At 51.2% G+C, this 26,635-nt stretch carries 21 protein-coding genes and 1 tRNA gene; 16 read left to right on the top strand and 6 right to left on the bottom strand.

Annotated elements, in window-relative coordinates; genetic code table 11:
* Positions 1-9: 9 nt before the first annotated feature.
* The 8 genes from BST81_RS14660 (at position 10) to BST81_RS14625 (ending at position 8,163) form a co-directional block, all read left to right on the top strand.
* Positions 10-423 (top strand): hypothetical protein, encoded by a 414-nt coding sequence (locus BST81_RS14660; RefSeq protein ID WP_075599249.1) that lies wholly within the window; start codon positions 10-12, stop codon positions 421-423.
* Positions 410-1,048: an imidazoleglycerol-phosphate dehydratase HisB gene (hisB, locus tag BST81_RS14655; protein ID WP_075599248.1), complete on the top strand. Its 639-nt coding sequence runs from the start codon at positions 410-412 to the stop codon at positions 1,046-1,048. The genes BST81_RS14660 and hisB overlap by 14 nt, the downstream gene beginning before the upstream one ends.
* Positions 1,049-1,414: 366 nt before the next feature.
* Complete coding sequence (rimP, locus tag BST81_RS14650; protein ID WP_075599247.1) at positions 1,415-1,876, top strand: ribosome maturation factor RimP; 462 nt, start codon at positions 1,415-1,417, stop codon at positions 1,874-1,876.
* A 184-nt stretch (positions 1,877-2,060) separates the two neighbouring features.
* On the top strand, positions 2,061-3,413 hold the full coding sequence (gene nusA / locus BST81_RS14645; RefSeq protein ID WP_075599246.1) for a transcription termination factor NusA: 1,353 nt from the start codon (positions 2,061-2,063) through the stop codon (positions 3,411-3,413).
* Between the two features lie 46 nt (positions 3,414-3,459).
* Positions 3,460-3,768: a YlxR family protein gene (locus tag BST81_RS14640; RefSeq protein ID WP_075599245.1), complete on the top strand. Its 309-nt coding sequence runs from the start codon at positions 3,460-3,462 to the stop codon at positions 3,766-3,768.
* A gap of 59 nt (positions 3,769-3,827) precedes the next feature.
* Entirely contained in the window at positions 3,828-7,001 is a 3,174-nt protein-coding gene (gene infB / locus BST81_RS14635) for a translation initiation factor IF-2 (protein ID WP_075599244.1), read from the top strand.
* Between the two features lie 72 nt (positions 7,002-7,073).
* Entirely contained in the window at positions 7,074-7,778 is a 705-nt protein-coding gene (locus BST81_RS14630; RefSeq protein WP_075599243.1) for a low-complexity tail membrane protein, read from the top strand.
* Positions 7,779-7,956: 178 nt separating this feature from the next.
* Positions 7,957-8,163: a hypothetical protein gene (locus BST81_RS14625; RefSeq protein ID WP_075599242.1), complete on the top strand. Its 207-nt coding sequence runs from the start codon at positions 7,957-7,959 to the stop codon at positions 8,161-8,163.
* A 22-nt stretch (positions 8,164-8,185) separates the two neighbouring features.
* Here the strand turns inward: BST81_RS14625 and BST81_RS14620 are convergent, their stop codons facing one another.
* Entirely contained in the window at positions 8,186-8,755 is a 570-nt protein-coding gene (locus BST81_RS14620; RefSeq protein WP_075599241.1) for an alpha/beta hydrolase, read from the bottom strand.
* A 62-nt stretch (positions 8,756-8,817) separates the two neighbouring features.
* Positions 8,818-9,108, bottom strand: coding sequence for a DUF3493 domain-containing protein (locus BST81_RS14615; RefSeq protein ID WP_253188293.1), 291 nt, complete (start codon positions 9,106-9,108; stop codon positions 8,818-8,820).
* 81 nt (positions 9,109-9,189) lie between these two features.
* Between BST81_RS14615 and BST81_RS14610 the strand changes: the two genes are divergently transcribed.
* Positions 9,190-9,261 (top strand) — tRNA-Thr (locus BST81_RS14610).
* Between the two features lie 151 nt (positions 9,262-9,412).
* Here the strand turns inward: BST81_RS14610 and BST81_RS14605 are convergent.
* Entirely contained in the window at positions 9,413-10,585 is a 1,173-nt protein-coding gene (locus BST81_RS14605; RefSeq protein WP_216351353.1) for a glycosyltransferase family 4 protein, read from the bottom strand.
* Positions 10,586-10,895: 310 nt separating this feature from the next.
* Here BST81_RS14605 and BST81_RS14600 point away from each other — a divergent pair, with 310 nt between their 5' ends.
* The 5 genes from BST81_RS14600 to BST81_RS14580 all read left to right on the top strand — a co-directional run bounded on the left by BST81_RS14600 (position 10,896) and on the right by BST81_RS14580 (position 17,141).
* On the top strand, positions 10,896-12,056 hold the full coding sequence (locus BST81_RS14600; RefSeq protein WP_075599239.1) for a glycosyltransferase family 4 protein: 1,161 nt from the start codon (positions 10,896-10,898) through the stop codon (positions 12,054-12,056).
* A 118-nt stretch (positions 12,057-12,174) separates the two neighbouring features.
* Positions 12,175-14,187, top strand: a complete 2,013-nt coding sequence (locus tag BST81_RS14595; RefSeq protein WP_075599238.1) for an ABC transporter ATP-binding protein — start codon at positions 12,175-12,177, stop codon at positions 14,185-14,187.
* A 51-nt stretch (positions 14,188-14,238) separates the two neighbouring features.
* On the top strand, positions 14,239-15,201 hold the full coding sequence (locus tag BST81_RS14590) for a glycosyltransferase family 10 (RefSeq protein WP_075599237.1): 963 nt from the start codon (positions 14,239-14,241) through the stop codon (positions 15,199-15,201).
* A gap of 29 nt (positions 15,202-15,230) precedes the next feature.
* The gene (locus BST81_RS14585; RefSeq protein WP_075599236.1) at positions 15,231-16,214 is read left to right on the top strand and encodes an Npun_R2821/Npun_R2822 family protein; all 984 of its coding nucleotides are present in this window, start codon (positions 15,231-15,233) and stop codon (positions 16,212-16,214) included.
* Positions 16,215-16,223: 9 nt separating this feature from the next.
* A complete protein-coding gene (locus tag BST81_RS14580; protein WP_075599235.1) occupies positions 16,224-17,141 on the top strand; it encodes an Npun_R2821/Npun_R2822 family protein in 918 nt (305 codons plus the stop codon).
* Here BST81_RS14580 and BST81_RS14575 read toward each other — a convergent pair.
* Positions 17,125-19,995: an AAA-like domain-containing protein gene (locus BST81_RS14575; protein WP_075599234.1), complete on the bottom strand. Its 2,871-nt coding sequence runs from the start codon at positions 19,993-19,995 to the stop codon at positions 17,125-17,127. The two genes, BST81_RS14580 and BST81_RS14575, sit on opposite strands and share 17 nt — an antisense overlap.
* A 2-nt stretch (positions 19,996-19,997) precedes the next feature.
* Positions 19,998-22,634: an AAA-like domain-containing protein gene (locus BST81_RS14570; RefSeq protein WP_083636878.1), complete on the bottom strand. Its 2,637-nt coding sequence runs from the start codon at positions 22,632-22,634 to the stop codon at positions 19,998-20,000.
* 203 nt (positions 22,635-22,837) lie between these two features.
* Here BST81_RS14570 and BST81_RS14560 point away from each other — a divergent pair, with 203 nt between their 5' ends.
* Both BST81_RS14560 and BST81_RS14555 read left to right on the top strand, forming a co-directional pair.
* Positions 22,838-24,916 (top strand): thioredoxin domain-containing protein, encoded by a 2,079-nt coding sequence (locus BST81_RS14560; RefSeq protein ID WP_075599233.1) that lies wholly within the window; start codon positions 22,838-22,840, stop codon positions 24,914-24,916.
* 145 nt (positions 24,917-25,061) lie between these two features.
* Positions 25,062-25,217, top strand: a complete 156-nt coding sequence (locus tag BST81_RS14555) for a hypothetical protein (RefSeq protein ID WP_216351346.1) — start codon at positions 25,062-25,064, stop codon at positions 25,215-25,217.
* A gap of 8 nt (positions 25,218-25,225) precedes the next feature.
* On the opposite strand, the gene lepB is transcribed toward BST81_RS14555, so the two are convergent.
* Entirely contained in the window at positions 25,226-26,299 is a 1,074-nt protein-coding gene (lepB, locus tag BST81_RS28865) for a signal peptidase I (RefSeq protein ID WP_083636877.1), read from the bottom strand.
* Positions 26,300-26,635: the final 336 nt, after the last annotated feature.

Raw genomic sequence — 26,635 nt, 5'->3', positions numbered from 1 at the left:
CTATACCCTATGGCAACGATCCTATTTTTGCAGCGCCAGATTGGTCCTGTGACCAGCGGTTTGTTTCTCTGTCTTGCGACTGCAGTGGGTGTTCAAGCTGAACCAGTTGGGGGGGGCTCTGCTCCAGCGCAATCAGGCAGTCATCAAGATTGTCTGGTGGGGGGTCCAGAAGGCGATCGTCCCGTAACTCGCCAGGAATTTGCCATGGGTCTGAATATCTGTCTCAAAAAGGTGGAGCAGACCCTCCCACTCCAGCGGCGGAATCTTGCTACCAGAGCTGACTTTAAAGCCCTAATTCAGCGTCAACTGGAACTCAATGCTGAAATCAGGGCTTTGAATAGTCGGGTTGGCAAAATGCTTGGCCTTCCTGCTGCCCCAAGCGAATCTACTCCTTCTACTGAATCAACTGATGCAAACCAGTGACGCACCCTCAACCCTGAGCCTGAATTCATCCCCAACTGCACGCATCGCTTCCGTGAGTCGAGTCACGGGGGAGACAAATGTTCAGGTGGCCCTCAATCTCGATGGTCAGGGACATTGTTCCGCCCAAACGGGGATTCCCTTCCTGGATCACATGTTGCATCAGATCGCCTCCCATGGGTTGATTGATCTGGAGGTGACCGCGATCGGAGATCTGGAAATTGACGACCACCATACCAACGAAGATGTGGGGATTACCTTGGGGCAGACCCTGGCCAAGGCTCTGGGCGATCGCAGGGGAATTGTGCGCTTCGGCCATTTTATGGCCCCCTTGGATGAAGCACTGGTTCAGGTTGCCCTTGACTTCTCAGGCCGTCCCCACCTCAGCTATGGCTTAACCATCCCAACGGAGCGGGTCGGAACCTATGATACCCAACTGGTGCGAGAGTTTTTTGTGGCGATCGTGAATCACGCCCAGATGACCCTGCATATTCGTCAGTTGGATGGGATCAACTCCCATCACATTATTGAGGCTACCTTTAAAGCGTTTGCCCGCTCCTTACGCATGGCTGTGGAATGGGACACTCGCCGAATGGATACCATTCCCAGTTCCAAGGGGATACTCTAAACCTTCCGTCATCAAGAAATTTAGAGAATCCCGGTGAAAATTGGTTGAAAATGCTACAGTGGGTCTGTATTACGGCAAAGCAGAATCAGGTTTGAACGGTTGAGGTATTGGGCTCAACCAATCAATTTAGTTCTGTCAGGAGTTGCCTGATCTAGGTTGTGATTAGGCATTACAGGCTGAAATTGCTTAGACCAAGACCTTCAGGTTGAGAATCTTGAAGTCTAAGCTTTTAGCAAGTCCCTGCAATGTGTGCTCCTGGAATTTTCTCTATTGCCGGATTTCATGAAACGGTCTTTGAATTACGGTCTTTCATGAGGAGTGGGCGTCAACCCACTTTTTTTATTGGTGTAATGAGGTTATTGCGATATGGCCCATCCCCTAATTCCCCAGGTCATTGAACTGGCTACACCCGTAGCTGAGTCTATTGGCCTGGAAGTTGTCGGAGCAGCCTTTCATACCAATTACAATCCCCCCGTACTGCGGATTGATATTCGGAATCCAGCCCAGGACACTGGGCTAGATGATTGTGAACAGATGAGTCGAGTCCTGGAGGCTACGCTGGATGCGGCGGGGATCATTCCCGATCGCTATGTATTAGAAATTTCCAGTCCGGGGGTTTCCCATCTCTTAACCAACGATCGAGACTTTAGTTCTTTCAAAGGGTTTCCGGTTGTCGTGAGTACGATCGAGCTAAACCAAACTCAACGGGACTGGCATGGCAAATTAGTTCGAAGAGATGAGACAGCCGTTTACTTAAATCAAAAGGGACGAACAATCAAGATTGCTCGGGAGCAGGTTATGAAAGTTCAACTGGATGAGGAGCGTTAACGATTCAACATTGATGGCAGTAGCCATCTGAAGTGGGACAAGGCGCAGGGGGGCACTGCCCACCAATTAGACAACAGCTATAGCATTTAAGGTTTTTCTGCAGCGTTGGTATGGGCTGATAGCGCTTTAGCTGCAGGATGACACAACTGCTCAAGTTTGATGATGGAAGCGGAGTACTAAACTTATGTCGATGGTAGAACTGCCGGGTCTACGAGAATTAATCGATAGCATTAGTCGGGATCGCAATTTACCAAAACATGCGGTTCAAGCTGCGCTGCGGGAAGCCTTGATTAAGGGCTACGAGCGCTATCGACGAACTCAGAAAATGGACGGCACCAGTTTTGATGAAACTTACTTCGATAACTTTGAGGTCGAACTGGATATTGAGGAAGAAGGATTTCGTGTTTTAGCAACAAAAACGATCGTAGAAGCTGTCGATAATCCAGATCATCAAATCGCGCTGCAAGAGGTCCAGGAAGTTGCTGATGAGGCTCAGCTTGGAGATACGGTCATCCTGGATGTCACTCCTGATCAGGGTGAGTTTGGACGCATGGCGGCGATCCAGACTAAACAGGTGCTGGCCCAGAAATTGCGGGATCAGCAACGCAAGTTGATTCAAGAGGAATTTCAGGATCTGGAAAATACAGTCCTCCAGGCCAGGGTTCTGCGCTTCGAACGCCAATCTGTGATCATGGCGGTTGTGAGTGGTTTTGGTCAACCAGAAGTGGAAGCAGAACTTCCCAAGCGAGAGCAGCTTCCCAATGATAATTATCGAGCCAATGCAACTTTCAAAGTTTATCTGAAGCGGGTTGGGGAGGGTTCTCAGCGAGGGCCTCAACTGCTAGTTTCCAGAGCGGATGCGGCCCTGGTTGTCTATCTGTTTGAGAATGAAGTGCCTGAGATTGAGGATGGCATCGTTCGGATCGTGGCAGTAGCCCGGGAGGCGAATCCACCCTCTCGCCATGTTGGCCCTCGAACTAAAATTGCGGTGGATACCCTGGAACGGGATGTAGACCCAGTAGGGGCCTGTATTGGAGCCCGAGGCTCTCGAATTCAGGTTGTGGTTAATGAATTGCGAGGAGAAAAAATTGATGTCATTCGCTGGTCTCCCGATCCTGCGACGTATATCGCAAATGCCCTGAGTCCGGCCCGTGTCGATGAAGTCCGATTGGTTGATCCAGAGGAACACCAGGCCCACGTTCTAGTAGCTGAAGATCAGTTAAGCCTCGCGATCGGAAAAGAAGGGCAAAATGTCCGACTGGCTGCCAAGTTGACGGGTTGGAAAATCGATATTAAGGATGTGGCTAAATATGACCATGAAGCTGAAAATCGTAAGATAGAAGCCATCCTGGAAAGTCGTCGGCAATCTATGGCCAGCCAGGAATACGACGAAGATGATGACTACGCTGATGAGGATTATGCGGATGATGAACTTGACTATGAAGAGCAGGATCTGCAAAACTCTCAGGATTTAGAACGGGTAGACCAACCTGAGCATGAGCCAGAGGAAACAGATGAACCAGAAGATTTAAGTTGAAAATTGGGCTTGCTTTGGACGAACCTCAATTTGGAAGTATTCCCGCTTGGCAGAACTTTGTGCTTCATCGGAAAAGCCCCCAAAAAAGCGGCCTGGGTATCGACGCTGTATTAGTTGTGGTCGAATTGCTCCCAAGCATGAGTTTTTTAGGGTTGTCAGAGTTTGCTCATCCCAGGAGCTACAATTGAACCAGGGGATGGGAAGGTCTGCCTATCTTTGTCCCCAAGAAAGCTGTCTGCAGACGGCCCAGAAAAAAAATCGACTGAGCCGATCGCTCAAAACACAAGTTCCCCAGGACTTTTACCAGCTCCTGTGGCATGCTCTGTGTGTGCTAGACTCAACAAGTTGTAGTTAGTTGTGAAGCGTTAGCAGGTCACTATGTAACAGGCAATCGGTACGAAGAGGGGAGAGTGGATGAATAGCGGCAAAGTTAGAGTTTACGAACTTTCAAAGGAATTAAATTTGGACAATAAGGATATACTCACCGTCTGTGCTGATTTGAATATTTTGGTTAAGAGCCATAGCAGCACAATTACGGAGACAGAGGCAGACCGAATTCGTGCAGCAGCTCCCAAGTACTCATCTGGCCACTCGACCCCTAATAAGTCTCCGATAACTAGTAGTCCGGGAACAGGCTCTTCGCCCAGAGAGGCGGTTAGTAAGCCGATCGTCAAGAAGCAACAAATCCTGGGGATTCGGCGGCATGCTCCTGGTGCCGCCAGTTCTCAGGGGAATGCTGGTGCTGAAGAGGCGACCCAACCTCTGGCTGCAGCGCCTACAATTAGTTCACCTCAGGTAAGGCCTGCTCTGCGAAATCCAACCTTATCTAATCGTCCGGTTCGTTCAGGTTCAGAAGAAGCTCCTGAACCCGATGAGTTGCCCGTTGCCGTGCCCCAGGTAGACCAACCGGAAGAGCCTGAATTAAATCTGGTTGGGCCTGATCCAGTTGATGATGAACAGCCCCAGGTGAAGCAGCAGCCTGTTCAGGAGCCTGAGCAGCCACAACCTCAGGCGAAGCCTACAGTATCGGCTAAGGTTAATCGCCAGTCAGAATTGGTAGAGCGACCATCCAGAGCGAATTCCTCAACTGGGACGGTCAGTCGCCCTGCCCTGGTCGATCGACCAGTGCTGAAGCAATCCAGGGGAGCGGATGCTCCAACTGGTTCAGGGAATCGGCCTCCCCTGGTAAAATCCGCTCAAAACCGACAGGTTGATGATGCGGCTTCTCCCGATGCACAGCGTCGCAGAGGGCCTTCGGAATCTGGGGTCAATGATATTCAATTGCTGTCCAGGCCTCAAGTTCCTGAACTGCAACGACCTAAAGTTGTTCGTCCTCGCCTGGACAAGCCTACTCAGGACGGAGGGCAACCGGTTGGTCGTGCGCCCATGGCACCAGGAAACGGCCCAGACGGTCAGCCTATCCCCCTTCTGGATGGGGATGATGCCCGTCGCCCGATTGCACCCAAACCCCGACGGGTTAAGGATCGGGAGGAAGAAGAAGATGATTTGCAGGAAATCCCACAGAAAGTTGCTAAGGTTGGGGTCAAAGGTAAGAGACGGAATCAACCCAGCCTGGATGATGATTTTGAGGAAGACTTTATTGGAGATGATGTCTCAATTCCGGAGCCGATCGTCCAGGTTAGTCTCTCTCTAGCCCGACCTCCCAAACCCAAAGGTCGGCCGGGGCAACCCAAAATGGTGGCTCCGATTGCAGCCCCGTCCAAGGGTAAGAAGCCCACCAGTGGCGAGAACCTTGGTCGTCATCGCCGCGATCGTCGGGAAGAAATCAAGCGTGAGCGTCCGGAAAAAATTACCCTGACAGGCAATGTTTCTGTGCAGGAATTGGCAGATATGCTGGGTATTCCTGAAACGGATATTATTAAAGCCCTGTTTTTCAAAGGAATTGCTGCCAACATTAATCAGACTCTGGATGTCTCGACAGCAACAACTCTGGCTCAAGAGTTCGAAGTTGAGGTAGAGACAGCTGAGAAAGAATCGGAGGCTCGAAAACTCACTGAGATGCTGGATGCTAAGGATCTGGAGAACCTGCAGCGGCGTCCTCCTGTCGTAACTATCATGGGTCACGTTGACCATGGTAAAACGACGCTTCTGGATTCTATTCGCAAGACCAAAGTCGCTCAGGGAGAAGCGGGTGGTATTACCCAGCATATTGGTGCCTATCATGTGGATGTCGAGCATGAGGGCAATATGCAGCAGGTCGTCTTCCTGGATACTCCCGGTCACCAAGCCTTTACCGCCATGCGAGCTCGAGGGGCAAGGGTCACTGATATCGCAGTTCTAGTTGTGGCGGCTGATGATGGTGTTCAACCTCAAACCATCGAGGCCATCAGCCATGCGAAAGCTGCAGAAGTCCCGATTGTCGTTGCAATCAACAAGATAGACAAGATAGACGCTCAGCCCGATCGGGTGAAGCAGGAGCTAACCGAATTTGGTCTCCTGGCAGAGGAATGGGGGGGCGACACCATCATGGTTCCCGTGAGCGCCATGACAGGAGACAATCTGGACACGCTGCTTGAAATGTTGCTTCTGGTGGCTGAGGTTGAAGATCTCTATGCTAATCCGGACCGACTCTCTAAGGGAACAGTGATTGAGGCTCACCTGGATAAAGCCAAAGGTCCTGTAGCAACCTTGCTGGTTCAAAACGGAACGCTACGGGTTGGGGATATCCTGGTTGCAGGTTCTTCCCTGGGTAAGGTGCGGGCGATGGTGGACGATCGCGGCAAGCGCGTGGATGCCGCCAGCCCCTCATTTGCAGTTGAAGTCCTGGGTCTGAGTGATGTGCCCGCAGCGGGCGACGAATTTCAGGTCTTTCCAGATGAGAAAGAGGCTCGTGCGATCGCGACAGCTCGTTCTGATCAACAACGTCAATCTCGTCTGCAACAGCGGGCTTTGGCTGCCAGACAGGTTTCCCTCACCTCTCTGTCCGAACGGGCTAAGGAAGGTGAGCTGAAGGAACTGAATTTGATCCTGAAAGCAGATGTTCAGGGTTCACTAGAAGCGATTCTGGCTGCCCTGCAACAACTACCTCAGAATGAAGTTCGCTTGCGAGTTCTGCTGTCGGCTCCGGGAGAAGTCACCGAAACTGACGTAGACTTGGCGGCTGCCAGTGCAGCTGTGATTATTGGATTTAACACCACGCTGGCCAGTGGTGCTCGTCAGGCGGCTGATGAGGCGGTTGTTGATATTCGAGAGTACAACATTATCTATAAGTTGCTGGATGACATTCAGGGGGCCATGGAAGGTCTGCTGGAACCAGAACTGGTGGAAGAGCATCTGGGTCAGGTGGAAGTCCGAGCCACATTCCCAGTTGGTCGAGGTATGGTGGCTGGATGCTATGTGTTGTCCGGCAAAGCGATTCGCAACTGTAACGTGCGGGTGTTGCGCAGCGGCACGGTTGTCTATCAAGGGACCCTCGATTCTCTCAAGCGGATGAAGGAAGATACGCGTGAGGTTAATGCTGGCTACGAATGCGGTATTGGCATCAACAACTTCAACGACTGGAAGGAGGGTGATATTATCGACACCTATCGGATGGTTGCGAAGCGGCGAACTTTGTCTCCCGCCTAGCCTTGAAGGTAGGGATATAGGACCACATCTGCCTACCGGGTTTTATTTCAACTCATTGTTGCCTATCTCTCTATGCGTTCTTTCTGGTCTGAGCCTTTTTTGTGGGTCCATGCTGCAGGACTGGCTGCCCTGCCCATCTTCCTCGGACTCTGTTTGATGGGGTTGTCCGTTGGCGATCCAGTTCTGCCCGTTGGGCTGGAGATCTTACTGGTAGCCACAATAGGGGTCTTGCCTATTGTGTGGATGCAATGGTCGCGTCCTTTTTATATCTTTAGCCTGATTGCTGTTGCTATTAAGCCCGGACAGTTGACTCCAGTTCAACGCCAAATCTTAGCCTTATTTAAGCGCCAGGAAAGTAAGCTGGTTGCTATTACAGGGTCTGCGTTGTTAATTGCATGCCTATGGCAACTTTATCGCCTGGCCCCCATCGCTGCTGGGGTTGCTCCCTTCCCATCGACTTGGCGATTGGGAGGGTTGCTCCTGGCAGGGCTGGCTTTTTTGGGTTGTAATTTATTTCTGCTTGTGCCTCTGAGCGTTTTTACTGTTCTACTGGCGACTGAATCTACCTTTGCGGCGATCGAGCCTTACGCTGTTGAGCAAATCCAACACAGCTTTCTAATTCCTGGGTTTCAAGTGAATCAACTTTTACCCAAGATCGTCGTTCCTTCTCAACCAGCACCAGTTTCACCCCTGCCTCCAGATTTTGCTGCTCCTCCGCTGGCCTCACCCCCTTCTGGAGAGGATTCTTCCTTAGGGGAGGATGCAGATCCCTGGTAGATTCTTGCTCACTGTTATTGAGAACACACACAGAATTTATAAGTCGGTTATTCTGGAGAATAGTAGGTCACTAAGCCGGGGGACTGGTCAGTAATTAACTGTGGAAGTTAAGTCTGAATCGGAATTGACGCTGGCTAACCTCTGCTAGTACTGCCCCTTTTCCTTTTACAAGGTGCATATGATGAGTTCCTCCCCTTCTATCTCTAACTATTCTGCGGAAGAAGAGCTTTGGGATAACTTAAAGAAAGTTATTACCTCCAGTTCAGGATTTCAACGCTGGCAACTGGAACGGTCCACTGATGAACAGGTCCAATCAACCCCTTCCGGCCTTGATTACCTGGTTCGGCTTTATCTCCGAGAAACACTTGAGACCCTGGCTTATTAGGGGTCAGGGGGTTCTTATGGGTTTAAAGGATACCCTGGAATAAGTCATTGACATCGCGAAGCAGTCGTTCAATTCGGCTCAATTGTTCGTAGGCTTCTACCAACTGGTCGCCCTCAACCTGAACATCGGCAGTTGGGTACTTTTGAATAATTTCTAATAACGAAACACGGCCATCGGGTAGAGCAGATAAGGTAATAGCCGATCGAATCGCTTGCCTGTCTGCTTTTCTGGCTGGCGTATGAACGACACGGCCAATTCGATCCAGTAAGGCTTCCCCTACAGGGTTATTTAAAATATTGTCCAGAAGCAAGGGATTAACCTTAACCTCCTGGGTTAAGGCGCGGCGAACTTGCTGAGGATCTTGGTTCGTTAAACTAATGTAAGCCTGCAATGTTGGAGGGGCTTCTCCAGTTTCTGCCAGGGTCTTTAGTTCCTGCACTGAAATGGGAACTTCAAAACCCTGGTACTTTAACAGAATTTGTTCAGCTGCCAGCACCTGAGGTGTATTCCAGGAGACGGCAGTAGCGCAGCCTATCAGAAGGATTGCAGTGGCTATTTGCTTGGCTGAGAGAGTGAAGAAAGCTGACCGCATGGGATTAGGGGAAGTAGAGATTCTATCTGGATTGACCCTTTTTGAGGGCTTAGGTTTCCGCATTAATCTGAGTTACGATTAGAGGCTCGATCGATGCGAAATAGCCATACCATCAAAGCCACAACACCAAGTTGTAGGGCAAAATTTGGTAGTACGGTGGCGACATCCTGACCAGCTGCCAGTTGGGCCAGGAATACGACAGCCCCAATCAGTCCGGAGGCTCCAAAGGCAATGTAGACAAATTTGCGTAAACCGCGATAGGGAGCTTTGATTTCAGCCCGCAGGCGGGCATACTTTTCAGGCTTTTGAGAGGCCGGCTTCTGCTGGGAAGGCTGGGAAGGGATTTCTGGCACAGGATTTCAAGTTCTATAGAGAGATCAATCAGACAGATACACCCACCAAGGGCTCAACTGCTATACTAAATGATCGGATGTGCCGATGTAGCTCAGTGGTAGAGCATTCGATTCGTAATCGAACGGTCGTGAGTTCAAATCTCATCATCGGCTTTCAGCTAAACGAACGTCTTCCCAATCTAGCCCCTTAGAATCCAGAATCGCTGTCACAATACATCCGGTGATCAATGGGGGCGTATGTGAGCAGGCAGAGGCGACATGATTTCCAAAGTTCCATTGCAGTAGTTGAACCGGGGAACTCGACTCAGTCTCTGTTAAGGTGAGTCTCTGCAAAAATATTAGCGAGTTGAGTTGCCATGGCATCAAGACTGTAATGAGTAGTACAGCGATCGCGGGCAGCAAGCCCCCGATCGGTGGCTTCCTCCCAATGGCTAAAAATATGTTGAATTTGACTGGCCAGTTGATCTGGAGCACTGGGAGCGACTAAATATCCTGTTTCTCCCAATATCAGAGGAATGTCACCAACCTGGGTAGCGAGGATCGGCTTTGCCATAGCCATACCATCTGTCAGCTTAAGCGGAAATTGAGCCTGGGCGGCGGGCTCATTTTGCTGCGGGACTACCACTACATGAGCGGCGGCAATTACAGCGGGCATGTGGGCAACAGGTGTTTTCGGCAGTTGAATAATCCATTTCCCCCACCGTTTTTTCAGTTGAGTATCGTAGTCGTCATAGGGACTGCCCCCTACAATTACGAGGCGCAGATCTGGTTCGTTCAATTGCTCTAGAGCTTCCAATACATCTTCCACCCCCTTGTAAGGACGGGGTGCACCTGGAAACATCAGGACCCGATAGTTGGCGAGTCCATAGCGTTGACGGCTTGCTTCTGGGGAGTACAGCTTTGGGTCAAACAGGGTGACATCTTTGCCGTTGGGAATGTAGTAACCACTGAAGCGAGATCGTAAAAACTGATTATGGGTTGTGACCACATCTGCTAACTTCACCCAGGATTCAATTTTTTGCAAATAAAAGGGATGATCCGGTTGTCGCAATGCCCCATCTCTTTTCACGATGTCTCGGAGTAATTGCTTGGGGTTTGGGGAATAACGCCAGGTATCGCCACCATGCCAACTCATCTCCCAGTCGTCAATATCCAGAAACAATGGCTTTCGCGTCCAACGTTTGTAGAGACAGGCAAGGCCAAAACTGGAAGGTTTGAGTTTGTAAGCATAGACCAGATCGCCCTGAATTGCGCGACAAAGCTGACGACTGGATTCCAAAAAGCCGGGATAGGGACGGGCTGGAAAGGAATAGATAGGTAGCTTTGGACTGGAGACAAGCTCTGGATTTCCTTCTCCACCAAAGCCGAGAATTTCGACAGAACAGCCTAGTTTTTGCAACGCCTGTGCGATCAAAAAGGGGCGCACTGCCCCACCCCAACGACCAGCTCCACTGGGAGATAGATCGCTCACGATCATTGAAACGGAGGGAAGATGAGGCGACATCAGGTAGCCAGGAAATCAAGAACAGAGGAATTGTAGCGCTATTAACGGTTATAGCAACTCCCCCAGTGAGAAGGGTTTTTGGCAGTTGTATCAGACCGCTTTGCTTCGGCTGCAGAACCGTCCGTGTTTTGACGGAGAAAACCGGCAACAGTCATCAGTGGACTCAGGAGTTGAGTACAATCTGAACTTAGAAAGTACGTGTTTTAACGGGGAAACCCGATAAGGGTCATCTCAGAGGGTTACGAGTTCGCCTTCACTTGTTATCACCATTTCTAACAAGCACATGCAACGCACTAAAGTTTCAGTGATTGTGAGTGATCTTTCTGGGGGAGGGGCGGTTCGGGGATTTTTACTGGGTCAAATTCTCAAGCACCTGGAGTATGACGTTGAGATCGTGGGATTTCTTTTCGGTCAGGCTCTGTTCGCGTTACCCCCAGATCAGCTACCGATCGTCTCTACTCCCGGCTGTCCATATCCTGGTTTCTTCTCAGCTATTCGGCAGACCTTACCCAAGATCAGTGGAGACATCATCTATGCTGCAAAACCGAAGCCTGCCAGCTTTGGGGTTGCCCTTTTAAAGCGGTTAGGGAGTAGCCGACCGGTGATTTTAGATATGGATGACTGGGAGATGAGTTGGTACGGGGGTGATGACTGGAAATATCAGTCCGGTCCCAAGCAACTCTACAGGGATGTGTTTAAGCCCAATGGCGCACTCCATTATCCGGACTATCCCCTTTACATCCGCTGGATGGAGAAACTGGTGCCTCGGGCCAATGCTCTAACTGTAGATACAGAATTCCTGAAGCAACGGTTTGGCGGTGTCTATTTACCGAACGGCAAGGATACAACTCTGTTTAACCCAGAGCCTTATCATCCAGAAACAGTTAGGAAGCATCTGGGACTGTCGGATCATCGCGTTCTTATGTTTCCGGGGGCACCCCGTCCCCATAAAGGGGTAGAAGACTTGCTGATGGCTCTGGACCAATTGAATGAGCCGGATCTGCGCCTGGTGATTGTGGGGGGAAGCCCTTATGATGACTACGACCAACAGTTAATGAGACGCTGGAAACGGTGGCTGATTTATCTACCCCGATCGCCAGTAGAAAAAATGCCAGAGATTTTAGCTGCTGCCCACATTGTGGTGGTTCCCCAACGAGATACCCTAACAGCCCGATCCCAATTTCCGTTAAAGTTGACTGATGGGATGGCAATGGGGAAACCTGTGTTATCGACTCGGGTTGGAGATATTCCAAGTATCCTGGATAACACAGGTTATCTGGTAGATCCAGGAAGTCCGAATCAACTGGCAGAGATGATCCGCAAGATTTTTCAGGATTTTAACCTGGCAATTGAGCAGGGTATCCGGGCCAGAAAAAGATGTGTAGAACTTTATAGCATTGATGTGATGGCTCCTATCCTCTCAGAGCTTCTTTCGAAGCTATAACATGAACACAGACAGACGGATATTGACGTGAATACATCAACAGGGATGAGGCAGGCAAATCTTGGGGACAAATTTAACGATCAGAACCCATTAACGTGAAATGGATAATTAATTAGTTATGTCTCCCAGCACATTTATCCTCAAATTTATTCAGCGTTATCCGTCTCAGGTGCTTTCAACCATTATTTTAGGGTTTTCAGGCGCTGTTTTTAATGGGGTTAGCACAACATTAATTGTCCCTATTTTACTGAGCTTTCTGGGGCAGACGGTTGACCTGAAGGGGGCTCCACCCCTAATTGAAAAAATAATCAATCCCTTTCAGGGATGGCCAGAAGATCAGCGACTACCGCTCCTTTTAGGGGCAGTTGTGCTGTTGATTATTCTCAAAAACCTGGCCAGTTATTTAAGTGTTCTGATGTCAGGATATCTGACCCGATCGATGACGAGAGATCTCCGAAAGAAGGGGGTCAAAATCTTATTAGAAGTTGATCTGAGCTTCTATGTGAATAATAGAATCGGAGATTTAACGAACCGATTGGGCGGAGAAGTCGCCAGAACTGCAACGGCTGTTAGCACCTTTATTAAGCTCATTATTACTGGAATTACAATCCTGGTTTTTCTGGTACTTTTACTATCGATTTCCTGGCAGCTAACCCTGGCCTCGACATTGGTACTTGGCTTTGTCGTCCTAATTAATCAATCGATTATTTCCCGAGCTAAGGCCTTTGGTCAACAGCTTTCTGATGCTTCCAGACTTTATTCTATTGGCATCCTGGAGATTCTGAATGGGATTCGATTAGTCAAAGCTGTTTGCAATGAGGAAAAAGAATATGAGCACCTTAAGCAGTTAATTGATCAACGGGAGAAGATTGACTTTCAATCTCAGGCAAATTCTGCGGCGATCGGTCCCCTGAATGAAGTAGCCAGCATCATCGCCTTGATTGCAATTGTGCTCATTGGCCGGATCTTTTTCGCCAGTAATTTACAAACCTTTTCAGCTCTTCTGCTCACCTATTTGCTGGTTCTATTCCGCCTTCTGCCCTTTGTCAGCCAGTTAAATACCCAGCGAGGTCAGTTTGCCAATGCCGCTGCAGGGCTTGTTGTGGTTTATGACTTGCTGAGGCGAGATGACAAGCCTTTTATGGTTAATGGTTCGGCCTCTTTTAAATCGATGCAAGAGGGGATTCGCTTTAACCGTCTCTCCTTTGCCTACCCTGGAAGTGCCGAACCCGTTCTTAAAGAGGTAGATTTATTTCTTCCCAAGGGAACAACTCTGGCAATTGTAGGGGCTTCAGGGGCAGGGAAATCCACCCTGGCTGATCTCTTAGCCAGATTCTATGACCCTACGGCTGGCAGTATTGCGATCGATGGGCAAGACCTGCGAGAGTTTGATCTCCACAGCTTGCGGGAGGCGATGGGAATTGTGAGCCAGGATACCTTTCTCTTCAATGATTCTCTCCGTAACAACATTGCCTATGGTCGGGCTGGCACGACAGAAACTGAAGTCATTACTGCGTTGAAGCGGGCTAATCTCTATGACTTTGTGGAGCAATTACCTCAGGGATTAGACACAACGATTGGGGATCGAGGGGTGATGTTATCTGGAGGGCAACGGCAACGGATTGCCATTGCCAGAGCACTCCTGAAAAATCCAGAGATTTTGATTCTAGATGAGGCCACCAGTGCCCTGGATACTGTCTCTGAACAGATGGTTCAAGCTGCGATCGATAACCTCAGTCGCGATCGTACCACCCTCGTTATTGCCCACCGCCTCTCTACGGTCCAGCGGGCTAACCAGATCGCTGTTCTGGATAAGGGGCAGGTGGTCGAAGTCGGTACCCATGAAGAGCTACTCCAGCAAGGGAGCTATTACAAACGCCTCTACGCGATCCAGTTTGCTGCAGAAGCCCAGATTCCGATTCCCAAATCTACAATTCCAACAGAAACCCTGACCAATGCTTCCTACCAGGTCCGTAACTACATGAATTCAGTGTTGGGTTACTTTAATCTGGTATCCAGCGGGATGGTCGAAGACCAGGAAGAACGGTTCGAGCTAACTGAGGAAGCTTATCAGGCCACCATAGAACTCCTGAAAACACTGGAAGTGATTGAAAAGAGTATCAAAAACTAGAGACGGCCCGTAGCAGGGTCCAATTCAATGTAGGACAAGCATCGGGGAATTATGGGGAAGAAAATCGTAGGGATGATGAGCAGCTATCCTGGCATGAACCAGTCTGACTGGCTCTGGCAGCAAACACCCCAACCTTTCGGTGCTTGGGGAAATATCCAGATGATGGCTCAGGCTCCTGAACCAGACTTCCTGGTCATGTACCAGTATGATTTCTACCAGAAATTACCCCAGCCCAAAACGGGTTGGAATCGCCTGCGGCGATCGCCCCTAATTAAACAGGTCTTTGTGGAGCCTCAAGTTCGGGGTCTTCCTGCAGAGCGGATCCTCTATCTATTGCGAGAACCTCCCCTGGAGGAAGTGGTGGCCAAGAATCGGAGAAATTATGAGGCTGCCGCCGCCTACTGTGGGTATATTTCCGGGCCGGACCAGTTTGCACCTCACCCGGAGCCGATGCCAGCGATCTGGTACCACGGAAACGCCTTTCGGGAACTCAATGAAATGCCTCCGCCAGAGAAAGTCAGACCCTTGAGTTGGATCACCTCTGGGATTGACCGTACAGTTCGGCATCGTCAACGCCTGGATTTTCTCAGACTGATCTGTGAGAGCGGCCTGGACTGTGATCTGTATGGCCGCAACTTACCAGATTGGACAAAATCCTGGGGGGCACTGGATAAAAAGTGGCATGGGATGGCTCCCTACACCTACAATCTAACCGTTGAGAACTATGCTGACAATGACCTCTATGTAACTGAGAAGCTTTGGGATGCACTTCTGGCCTGGTGTCTGCCCATCTACCATGGAGGGTCAGCCGCCGATCGCCTCCTGCCTCCCGGTAGTTTTCTCCGGCTGCCCAGCCTGGATGAAAAAGGTTTGGCCTATATCCGGGAGGTGACGGCGACGCCAGATGCCTGGTATGAGGCCAGGGCTGCGATCGCTGAAGCCAGACAAATTATTCTTCACAAATTAAATCTTCTCAATTGGCTTTCTGAATTCATCCAACGGCTTTCCGCGTAAAGATTACCCTAGGACCCTAAAACAGACTTATGGACGGCATCTGTACGTTAGCGAACGATCGAGTTTACGACCAACTCATTGCGTTGCTGAATAGCATTGAAGTGATGATGGGGCCAAACATGCCTGTTTGTGTGTTTCCCTACGACGATCGGGTTGAGTTGATTAAAGCAGAGATAGAACGGCGGCCTAACGTCCAGCTCTATGACGATCAGGACTCGATCCAAAAGTGGGATCAATTTGTCCGGGATATCTGGGATGCCCATCCTACAGCCCATCAGCGCTGGAAAGAACCTTACCGGCGGATGGGTGCCCACCGCCGCCTACCTGCGTTTGACGGTCCCTTCGATCGCTTCATGTATATGGATGCGGATACTCTGCTGATGGCTCCTGTGGATGTACTCTTTGAGCACCTTAACCATCATGATTGGGTTGTTTACGATTTTCAGCACAAAGATCCGACCCATGTCTATGAAGTTTCCTCCCCTAAGCTCTCTGAGCTTTTCCCACCTGAGCGCATCAACTCTGAGATTTTCTGTTCAGGGATGTATGTGACCAAACGGGGAATTTTTGATGCGGAAAAACGAGAATGGCTACTCAGCAAACTGCGGGAAGGTGAAGCGGAAGTTTTATATCCGATGGCTGCAGATCAACCAATCCTCAACTACATGGTGATGCGATCATCCCTCTCCATTTGTAATCTAGCCTTCCAATTACCTCCAGAGAAAATCACTGGCAACTCTGTAACTTCCCTCCACTTTGAAGCCCGAAATAACATTCTCTATGATCATGGAAATCGACTGACCTATCTTCATTTCATTGGTCTGCCTTCCACAGTCTTTACCCAACTCTGTGCTGGTGAAAACGTCGGCTTTCTCTATCGAGATATCTTTTTGCATTATCGCTATTTGAAAGAGCCAGAAAACCGGCCCAAGCTGATGGGCAAACCCAAACCTTATGATCAGGGTCCGAGTTTGGCCACCAGAATTTTGAAAAAATTAAACCTGATACAGTGAAGGGAATTTATGAGTCGGGGATATTATATTACTGCCAACGATAAAGTACTAGATCAGGCCATCGCCCTGTTAAATAGTATTCGCCTTGACGACCCAGATACCCCGGTGATCCTGATTCCCTACGATGATCAGTATCAAATTGTTGCTGCCACTCTAGCAGAGCGGTTTGGGGTTCAAACTTTTGCTGATTTAGAGTTTATCGATCGACTTTCTAGACAACTGCAGCAGATTTTCGGGGAGAATTTTTTCGCCCGTCCGAATCAGTTTCGCAAGCAAGCCTGCTGGTTTGGTCCCCTAGATGAATTCGCCTATATCGATACAGATATTGTTGTCTTCGATCGTTTAATTAACGTTCTAGATTATCTCAAAGACTACGATTTTCTCTGCTATGACTATCAGCATGCTGGAGGAATTGCCAATGTCTTTAGTCCTAAAGTTCTGGAGGATCAGGTCTTCACTGAAGCTGATCTGAAAGGTCTGTTCAATGGTGGCTTCTGGGCCTCTAAAAAAGGTTTACTCTCCGAATCTGACCTATACGAAAGTTTTAGAGATTGTGCTGCCCATCCCGAGTATTTTGATTTCTCCCAGAAAACCTCGGATCAGCCAATCATCAACTACATGATCTTAAAACGGGTGGCTCGCCGCTTCAATGTGGTGCATCGGTCTGGGGGCGCACCGGGAAGTTGGGCAGGGAGCAAGCATTTTGTGTTTGATGACAAGGGTCGTTTGATAGATCCCAATGTGAATCAACCGTTGCAATATCTCCATTGGGCCGGATTTCGGATACAGCCGGGTTGTCCCTATTGGGAAATCTGGGAACATTACCGCTATCTGAACGAAGAAAAACCAGCCGTGTCCCCGTTCCAGCCCAAACCCCCGAAGCCGCTCTGGCAGAGGGTGGCCGATCGGGTCAAAAAGCTGTTCTGAATTCCCCAGATGTGGAATTGGTCAAGGTTTTCCAGGTGTTATCAGGAAGACTGGCTTTGAGCGCGGCCTGACAGACTGGCAGTTTCTGCAGATCCTCTGGATGGTTGACAAAATAATCCTGCAACCAGGTACAACCCTTACCGACCAGCACATCTAGTTCGGCCAGCTTCTGGGGTTGGCCTGGGGCCTCTGGCTGTTGGGTCTTCCAGAGGCGAACGATGCGATCGGAAGATGTGGTGGCGATGTAGTTACCATCCGGGCTGAGACTAACCCCCCGTGCTGAAGATTGCTGGTGCAGTTTCAGCACCTGTTTCCCTTGCAAAGACCAAATCCGAATCGTGAGATCGGTAGATACCGTCGCAAACTGTTGCCCATGGTTGCCAAAACTGAGACCAAGAATGCTGTCCTGGTGCTGTTTAATCGGCTTCTGAACGGATCGCCAGTTGGCGCTGCCTGGATCTTGTGTCCAAAGGTTGATGGACCCATCAAAAGCGGTTGAGACCAGAACTGGACGGGTAGGACTGAAGCTGACCCGATTCACACTCCCTTCCGTTTTCAAGATTTGTAGGGGCTTACCTATATTCCAATCCCAGATCTGGGGAGATCCATCGACAACCATCGCCAGATAGCGGCCATCCCCACTAAAACTGACCCACCGGATGGGTGAGGGATAGGTTAACACCTGCAGTGGGGTTCCAGCCATGCTCCAGATCCGAACCTTACGATCGCTGGATGACGTGGCCAGCAGCTTTCCATCCGGACTGATACTACTCCCTGTGACCTGATCAGGATGGTGCAGACGTATCAGTGGCTGGGGATTGCGGGTCAGGTTTGGTAGATTCCAGAGGCTGGCCGTCTTGTCTGCAGAAGTCGTCACCAGTTTCGTGCCGTCCGGCGTGAAACTTAAACTGGTAATCCGCTCCCGATGGGCTTCAAATACTTGTTTGTTCTGGGTCTTCTGGTCCCAGAGAACTACCCTGCCGTTCCTCAACGCAATGGCCAGAGAACGACTATCCGGGCTAAAGGCAACAACTGCAATCGTGGCAGATTGCTTCAGTTGATTATACTCCCGCATATTGCCCAGAATCTGACTCAGGGCCAGTCGCAGCTCCTCATGGGGACGGGCTTCCAGCAGGCCCAAGGCCATCATCAGGCGGGCATGGGGATATTTCTGCTGCAATGTACTGTTCTTCACCGCAATATCCTGCAGATTCTGAGCGGCTTCCAGGGCAATCAGCAGAGCCCCAATCTGGTTATGTTTGGCCTGCTCCTGGGTCATGTCCCCAATCACCCGATCGATGATCCCCTGAACTTCATTCACATTCCGATTGGCTTCTTGAATGGCCAGTCCAGCAATGATGGAGGCTGCAGCCACCCCCGTCAACGTTAACAGACTGAAGGCAAGGAAGCCGAGACGGATGCGAGAACGAGCCCGTTTTTCAGCCCGATTCAGGATCTGGGTGGCCTCGTCCAGCGATCGTTTGGCCGATTCCTTGGCCAGCCGTTCGGCTTCTTTGGCCTGCCGCTCCAGATCCAGGGCACTTTCCAAATGGCTGCGGGCCAGATCCTGACTGGCGGCCAGAAACTGGTAATCCTCGTCACTCAGACTTTTGCCCAGCACCTCCCTCTGGGCCTCCTGCAAGACCTGTCCCCGCAACAAACAGGACTGATCCTGTCGATCGGACTTCAACCAGGCTTTCAGCGCATCGGCATAACTGCGAAGGTGATCCAGCTCCCGATCGACCCAATCCAGGTTAAAGACTTGCTGGTAAATGGGATTGCGAGCCTGTAAGTGCTCCTGCTGCTTCACCACCAGCCCAGACAGACGCAAGTCCATCTGATCCAGGCTATCATCCGCCGCGATCGCCCCCGTCACCAACACCTGACGGTACAGCCCCAGCATCCGCCGCACCCGCAGCTCATTCCGTCGGATCCGATCGCGGATGGTTTTCAGATGCTCTGGGATGTCCTGAGATTCCCAATCACTCAGGATACGGGCCTGAACAATGTGGTCTACCAGGTCAGTCGGAGAGCGGTCAGGGCTGGAGTCTGCCCCATGATCCGCTGCCTCGACCACCAGCCGACACAATTTCTGGGTTAGAAAGGGTTGTCCACCCGTCCAATCCAGGATGGCCTGAAGTACCGCCAGGGGATCGCGCACCTGATCGGCCAGACCACTCACCAGGGGAGCCGCTGCTGGGAGTTGGAATCCTGTTAGTTCAATTGCCTGACCAATGTTGAAGGGGGTGCGGCCCTTATCCTGCATCAGCTCGGAGGGATTAGCGACCCCAATCAAGACAAAGTTGAGTCGTTGATAAGCAGGCCGATCGGCCCGATGGTTGTAGCAGGCCCGGATCAGGGCAAAAAAGTCATCTCTGGGAAAGTTGACCAGGCTCAGCATGCTGTCAATTTCATCTATAAAGATGACCAGTGGTTGGGTAATCTCCACCAGCAACACGGTCTCAATAAACTCCCCCAGCAACTCTACAGGGGTAAGCGTATCTCGCTCCCGCAGCCAGGTGCGACGGTTGACTCGGCTACCCAGCCCAAACCCACTGATCAGTTGCCCAATGATGCCTGCGTACCACTGCATGGGCGTGACCTGTTGACTGCCGATCGTCGTGATGTCGATCGCGGCACAGGCGATTCCCTCTGCCTGCAGGCGTCGCATAGTTTGGACCCGTAGACTGGATTTTCCCATCTGGCGAGCGTTGAAAACATAACAGAACTCGCCAGCTTGGAGGCGCTCATACAGATCCTGATCCGCGCTGCGGAACACATAGGTCGGGTTATCAGCGGCAAGACTGCCCCCAACCTGGTAGCTATGGTTTGAGAGATCGATCGTTTCAAGCATCTTTACCCTCCCAACCGGTCTCGGAAGTACAGGCGATACATGTCGTAACGGGGTGTCACTTTGTTCTGATGCAACTGGACCAGGCCCATGCCATGGAGTTTGAATGCCTGCTCTGCATCCAGACGCACAGGTATTTCGGACGCAACCACCTGAGCCATTGCAGTTGCTAGATCCTTGTGCTGCTCCAGGTTCCACAGGTGGCGGCGCAGGTGATCCCCATAGAGCCCTGCTTCGGTTGCGGCCATCTGCAACAGCTCCGCAAAGTTGACATCCCCCCGAGCGACATAGTACATGGCGACTCGAACCAGATAGGGATGCCCCCCAATCATGGCCATCAGTTGCTGGATCTGGGTTGGGGTCCAGATCAGACCGTGACGATCGGCCAGATCGGCGACCTGCTCTGGCGTGAATTCCGGCAGCTCGATCGGCAGTCCCACATTAAAGGGAGAAGAGTTCGTGTCCATGACAATGTAGACTTCCGTAGAATGGACCAGAACCAGCCGCAACTGGGCCCAGATATCACTCACCTTGGCCTGTTCATTCCAGGCCCGCAGCAGTGTCAAGAATTCTTTAGCGACCCGGTGATTGACAAAGACCTGATCGACCTCATCCAGAGCCAGCACCAGCGGAGTTTCCAGGTTAGCCAGGATGCACTGTTCGAAGAATTCAGTGCAGTTATCCTTGGGACCGAAATACTGGTCATCCCAGTATTCGTCCAGTTGCTTCAGGGGAATGCCCAGCTTGCGGCTGACCAGAGCACAGAAGCGGCGCAGGAACTGGTTCAGGTCCGTAAAGACTGCCTCATCTGTGAGCTGGAACGTTAGAGGGATAGTGCGATAGGTCTGTTGCTTGGCCTGGTAGAGAATGTGGGCCATCAGGGATGTCTTACCCATCTGTCGGGGAGCCTTAATCCGAATCAAGGCCCCATTTTTTGTGATTTCCCGATAGCAGAAGGACTCGATCGGCTCCCGCACCACATAGAAAGCAGAGGCCACATCCATTTGCCCCCCCGGCAATTCTGGTTCAGCAACAGGCAGGGGTGGTAGATCGGAACGCTCGACTACCGGGGTCAGGGTCAGTTCCGAACCTTCCACACTCTCCAACAGGGCTCCTCGCTCAATCAGGTCCAGATATTCTTCCAGGAGTGCCGGAGTATCTTCGGACGATTCCCACTCCCGCTGTTGGATGCGATTGAGGAATCCCCGCAGGTCATAATTGAGGGGGGCCGTTCTGGGAAAACTGACCCGAATGGGCAGAATCACGGGCTTACGATCGGGGCTCAAATCCCGTAACCCTTTGGCCCGACGGACTTCCTCCGTGACCATCTCACTGGCAACGGCCTTTTCGGAGAGCAGTAACAGCAGGTAGTCACATTGCTGCAATTCTGCATCAATTCGCTGCACCCAGTCTTCACCAGGTCGAATGCTCTCTCCCGCCATGAAAACTTCGTGACCTGCAGCCGTGAGGGCATGGTGAAACTCCCTGGCCAGACCCAAATCAGGCTCCTTGGCCCGATAAGAAATGAACACCTTTCGCCGCGTAATGGTGACGGGTGGTGGGGGTGGAATGTCATAGACCCGCACCGGGTGGGGAATTCCCTTTAAGTTCTGCAGACCCCCATCCTCCACGCTAACCTGTAACCCGCTCATGACAGCATCATAAACGGCCTGGGAAAGACAGACTCCACCAGGCGCTGCTAGCGGTTGGAGTCGGGCTGCAATATTGACCACATCCCCCATGACATCCCCATCCCGAAACTCCACATCCCCCAGATGGATGCCGATCCGATGTTCCAGATTGTCTTCCTGGTCCAACCGTGCTGTCTGGACTGCCAGGGCCCGTTGCACTTCGATCGCCCAGGTGACAGCCCGTTCGGCACTGGCAAAAGCCATCACCAGACCATAGCCCAGGGATTTGATCTCTTTCCCTTCGTAGCGCAGGCCAACCTCCCGCATAAGTTGAAAATCGCGCTGCAGTTGTCCCAGAGTCAAGGTCTGATCCTGATGCATGCGGGTATTGTAATCAACCACTGCTGTGAAACTGATGGCGGCCAGTTGATCCGATGAGTTCCTCTGTCCTGCACTGGTTAAGGAATAGGCCGGGAGCACATGGTAGACCCGCATTTCTGATGCCAGACCATTCAGGTGAACTAAGCCGCCGTCCTGGAGCTGGATGGGGAGGCTGGCCACGATCGCATCGTAGACTGATCGGGACAGGCAAACCCCCCCCGGTTGGGCCAGATGCTGCAGACAATCGGCAATATTGACGGCATCCCCCAGCAGATCGTCCTCATGTCCGAAGGCCACTTCTCCCAGATGAATCCCAATTCGATGTTGCAGTCCTGGTTGCTCCGATCGGGTGGCCAGGGTGGCCTGAAATTCCAGGGCACATAGAAGCGCAGACTTAACGCTGGCAAACCGCAGGATGAGCCCATCTCCCAGAGATTTGACAATCTGCCCATCGTAGCGTTGACAGATTTCCTGCATGGTCTGGTGATCGCGGCGGATCAGCGTTAAGGTCTGCTCCTGGTCTGTGTGGATGCGGGCAGTGGAGGCCAAGACATCAGTGCAGACGATCGCCGCCAGGGTGGTAGAGCCAAGCAACCGGGCGGGTAAAGGGATGGTTTTGCCTGAATACATGGGTCAAGCAGGGAACTCTATTTCATTCATACAGGGTGAATTCACTGAATCGCAGTTTTTGAGGGGTTTTCTTCAATTTACGTAATCCGTTACGTCACCGGGAGAGATGCACCGCAGAGACTATCAGCCCTGTGCTTAGCCTTTTCTGTGTCTTGGCGTAAATATCCTAAACTGGGAGTGCTCACCGAACCCTCAACCCTGCTATGCCAAACCGTCTCGCCCAGTCTCAGAGCCTGTATCTACGGAAGCATGCCGAAAATCCGATCGACTGGTGGCCCTGGTGTGATGAAGCCCTGGAAACGGCGAAGCGAGAGAATAAGCCCATTTTTCTGTCGATCGGCTACTCCAGTTGCCACTGGTGTACGGTGATGGAGGGGGAGGCATTTTCTGACCTCACGATCGCGGAGTACATGAACACTTACTTTCTTCCGATCAAGGTCGATCGGGAAGAACGGCCTGATCTGGACACCATTTATATGCAGGCTCTGCAGATGATGGTAGGGCAGGGGGGCTGGCCGTTAAATGTGTTTCTGTCACCGGAGGATCGGGTGCCTTTCTATGGGGGAACCTATTTTCCGGTAGAACCCCGCTATGGCCGACCCGGTTTTTTGAGGGTATTGCAGGAACTGCGCCGCTATTACGATACCGACAAGGAAGAACTGCTAGGGATTCGGGAAAAAATTCTGGGGGCACTCCAGAGTTCGGTGCTGATCCAGCCCGGGCAGGTTCTGAATGCGGATCAGTTTCGGCAAGGTGTGGAAAAGACGGTGGGGGTGCTGAGCCCTCGGGGATCGGGTCCCAGCTTTCCCATGATTCCTTACGCCGATCTGACCTTGCGTGCTGCCCGGTTTCAGATGCAGTCGCCTGACAATGCCCGTCAGTTGGCTACTCAGCGGGGTATCTTGCTAGCCCTGGGTGGCATCTATGACCATGTTGGGGGTGGCTTCCATCGTTACACGGTAGACCCCAACTGGACTGTGCCTCACTTTGAGAAGATGCTCTACGACAATGGCCAGATTATGGAATACCTGGCGAATCTCTGGACTACTGGCGTTCAGGAACCGGCCTTTGAAACGGCGATCGCGGGAACTTTGCAATGGCTCCAGCGGGAAATGACAGCTCCGGCTGGCTACTTCTATGCCGCTCAGGATGCGGATAGCTTCCACACTGCGCATGATATTGAACCGGAGGAGGGCGCATTTTATGTCTGGACCTATCCTGAACTGGAGGCCCAGTTAACGGCGGATGAATTCGCTGAGCTCATTGAAAACTTTACCGTTACGCCGGAGGGTAATTTTGAAGGGAAAAGCGTTCTGCAACGGTACGAAATTGGTGTCCTGAGTGTAAACCTCAAATCTGCTCTGGATAAGCTATTTCAGATTCGCTATGGGGAAAATCGTCAGACCCTGACCACTTTTCCACCCGCTCGCAACAACCAGGAGGCGAAAAGCCACGATTGGCCTGGTCGAATTCCACCGGTTACGGATACAAAGATGATCGTGGCTTGGAACAGCCTGATGATTTCTGGGCTGGCCCGTGCTGCGACAGCCTTTCAGGCTTCAGACTATTTGCAACCTGCGATCCAGGCTGCCAATTTTATTCGGCAACACCAGTGGCAGGATGGGCGCTTCCACCGGTTGAACTATGAGGGGCAGATCGCAGTCCTGGCCCAGTCTGAGGATTATGCCCTGTTTATTAAAGCGCTGCTGGATTTACAACAAGCCAGCCTGGTGGTTGTGGGTGCCGCCCCAGAACCGATGACAAATTGGTTGGAGCAGGCCATGCGGGTTCAGGAAGAATTTGATGAATTTCTCTGGAGCGTGGAACTGGGAGGCTACTACAACACAGCCGCTGATGCAGGGCGAGATCTGATTGTGCGGGAGCGCAGTTATGTGGATAATGCCACTCCTGCAGCCAATGGCGTTGCGATCGCCAACTTGGTCCGATTGGCGCTTTTGAGCGAAAATCTGGACTATCTCGATCGGGCAGAACAGGCCCTACAATCTTTTGGAAGTATCCTGCAGCGTACCCCCCAGGCTTGCCCCAGCCTTTTCACAGCCCTGGATTGGTTCTATAACCAGACGCTGGTGCGCGTCCCGGCTGATCAACTCAATGCTCTGGCCAGTCGGTACTTACCGGCAACCGTCCTGGCGACTACAGAGGATTTGCCTGTGGGTGCGGTGGGGCTGGTTTGTCAGGGTCTCCTGTGTCGGGAACCGGCTCAGACCTGGAAGCAACTGCATCAGCAGCTAGTTGAGAGTCAGGTTCGGACGGGTGGATAACTAGGGTTTCTTCAACTCGGTAGCCTGCACGACAGTCCTGCCAATGGCTGGAATGATAATTTCAAGCCAATATCTCCTCAAAGATACCTAGTCTACATTTACTCTGGCTGCTATTGTCTCAGTGGAAGCCAGAGTTTCTAATGGCATGAACTTGGTCAAACTGCGTCTGTTTGTGGCACTGCTCCCCCCTAAACCTGTGCAGGAGTATGCAACTCAGATTAAGCAGCATTTTGCTGATCGGTATCAGAGTCGCGCTGCCCTGAAATCCCTGCAAACAATGGAATCGTCAGGTGGAGTTTGAATTTCAGGCTACAGGGCCTTGATCCGTCGGGGGGGCCAGTAGATTTTATAAGCTCGACCAATAATCTGGCTTTGCGAGAGAAAGCCCCAGACATGGGAATCAAAACTGTCATTGCGATTATCTCCCATGACAAAATAGGAGCCTGGGGGAACGGTCTTGGGTCCCCAGAGATAAGCGGGGGGTTCAGCAATGTAATTCTCTTGCAGTGGCAAACCATCGACATAAACCCGCCAGTCTTTCACCTGGATGATTTGCCCCGGTTCGCCAATAATGCGTTTTACGTAAAATCTGATCTTTTTGCTGTCTCCGGCTAGGGCTGCTTGGGGAGCTTGGAAAACAATGAGATCTTCCTGCCTGGGGCGGTAAGCAGGGGATTTATCCACAAAGATCCGATCGCCAACCTGCAGTGTCGGTAACATGGAACTACTGGGAACAATGAAAGGTTCCACAAAAAAACGGACCCAAATGGGGATGGAGCCGAGGGTTAACCTTAAAACCATGATCGCCGTAATCAGGAGCAGTAGAAGTTGCTGCCTGGAGCGAAACTGTGGTTGAAATGCGGTGGAGATATGGTAGCAGGCAATGGCGTAGAGTAGGGGAGGAGCCAGCAGAAGCCAGGAAGAGCGACTGCTCAAACCCAGGGCGATCAGGGTCAAGACCATCAGGGCAGAGCCTGTGACCAGATCTTCAAGGTGGAAATGCCCCAACCCCGGAATTAATTGAGAGAGAAAAACCGCAAACCAGGGATCCTTTTGCCGGTTCAGCCTGTTCTGTGCTGCCAGGATACTGATTCCACTCACACAGCGATAGGACTCAAAGAGGCTGGCAACATAAATGAAAATGGCAGGCAGGATCAGGGCCAGACCTACCATAGTATTGCCGTTAGCTCCAAAAACAGACCAGCCCAGGATCGTCAGCACGGCCAGTTCAAGGGCCAGAAAACAGCCGCCTTCAGGAAACCGATTTGCATAAATCAGACCCAGGCCAGGAAACAGCATCGATAGGTTGACGGCCAACCAGGGATTCTTAGCTGGGATACGATGGGTCGAGAGGTTATCGGATCCTGTCCGATTAGGATTCACGGCAGGTTCAATGCTCCTACTCAGTTCTGATTGGAATGCAGGTGAACGATCGTCACCTTTTTTCCTTACTTTATTCTCTAGTAATTTTTCATGCCATAGACTCGGAACTGATCGGAACTCAGTTCTCTCTCATGACTTGGGGACCTGACTGCCTGACAAATCTTTTATAGAAACGGGCAGGATGCCCGTGCTAGTTTAAACGGGCTGATCGGACATTGCTCGATTAGTAGAAGCTGCTGAATTTCCAGGATGGTTTACGATGGAATATCCTGCTATTAAGGTAGTAGTTCAGAAGATTAGATTGTAGTTTTATGGAAGAAATTCAAAACTGCAGTC

It is taken from the genome of Leptolyngbya sp. 'hensonii', assembly GCF_001939115.1.
Lineage (GTDB): Bacteria > Cyanobacteriota > Cyanobacteriia.
Note: the sequence above shows the minus strand (reverse complement) of the source record. Positions and strands in the feature narration are given on the sequence as shown.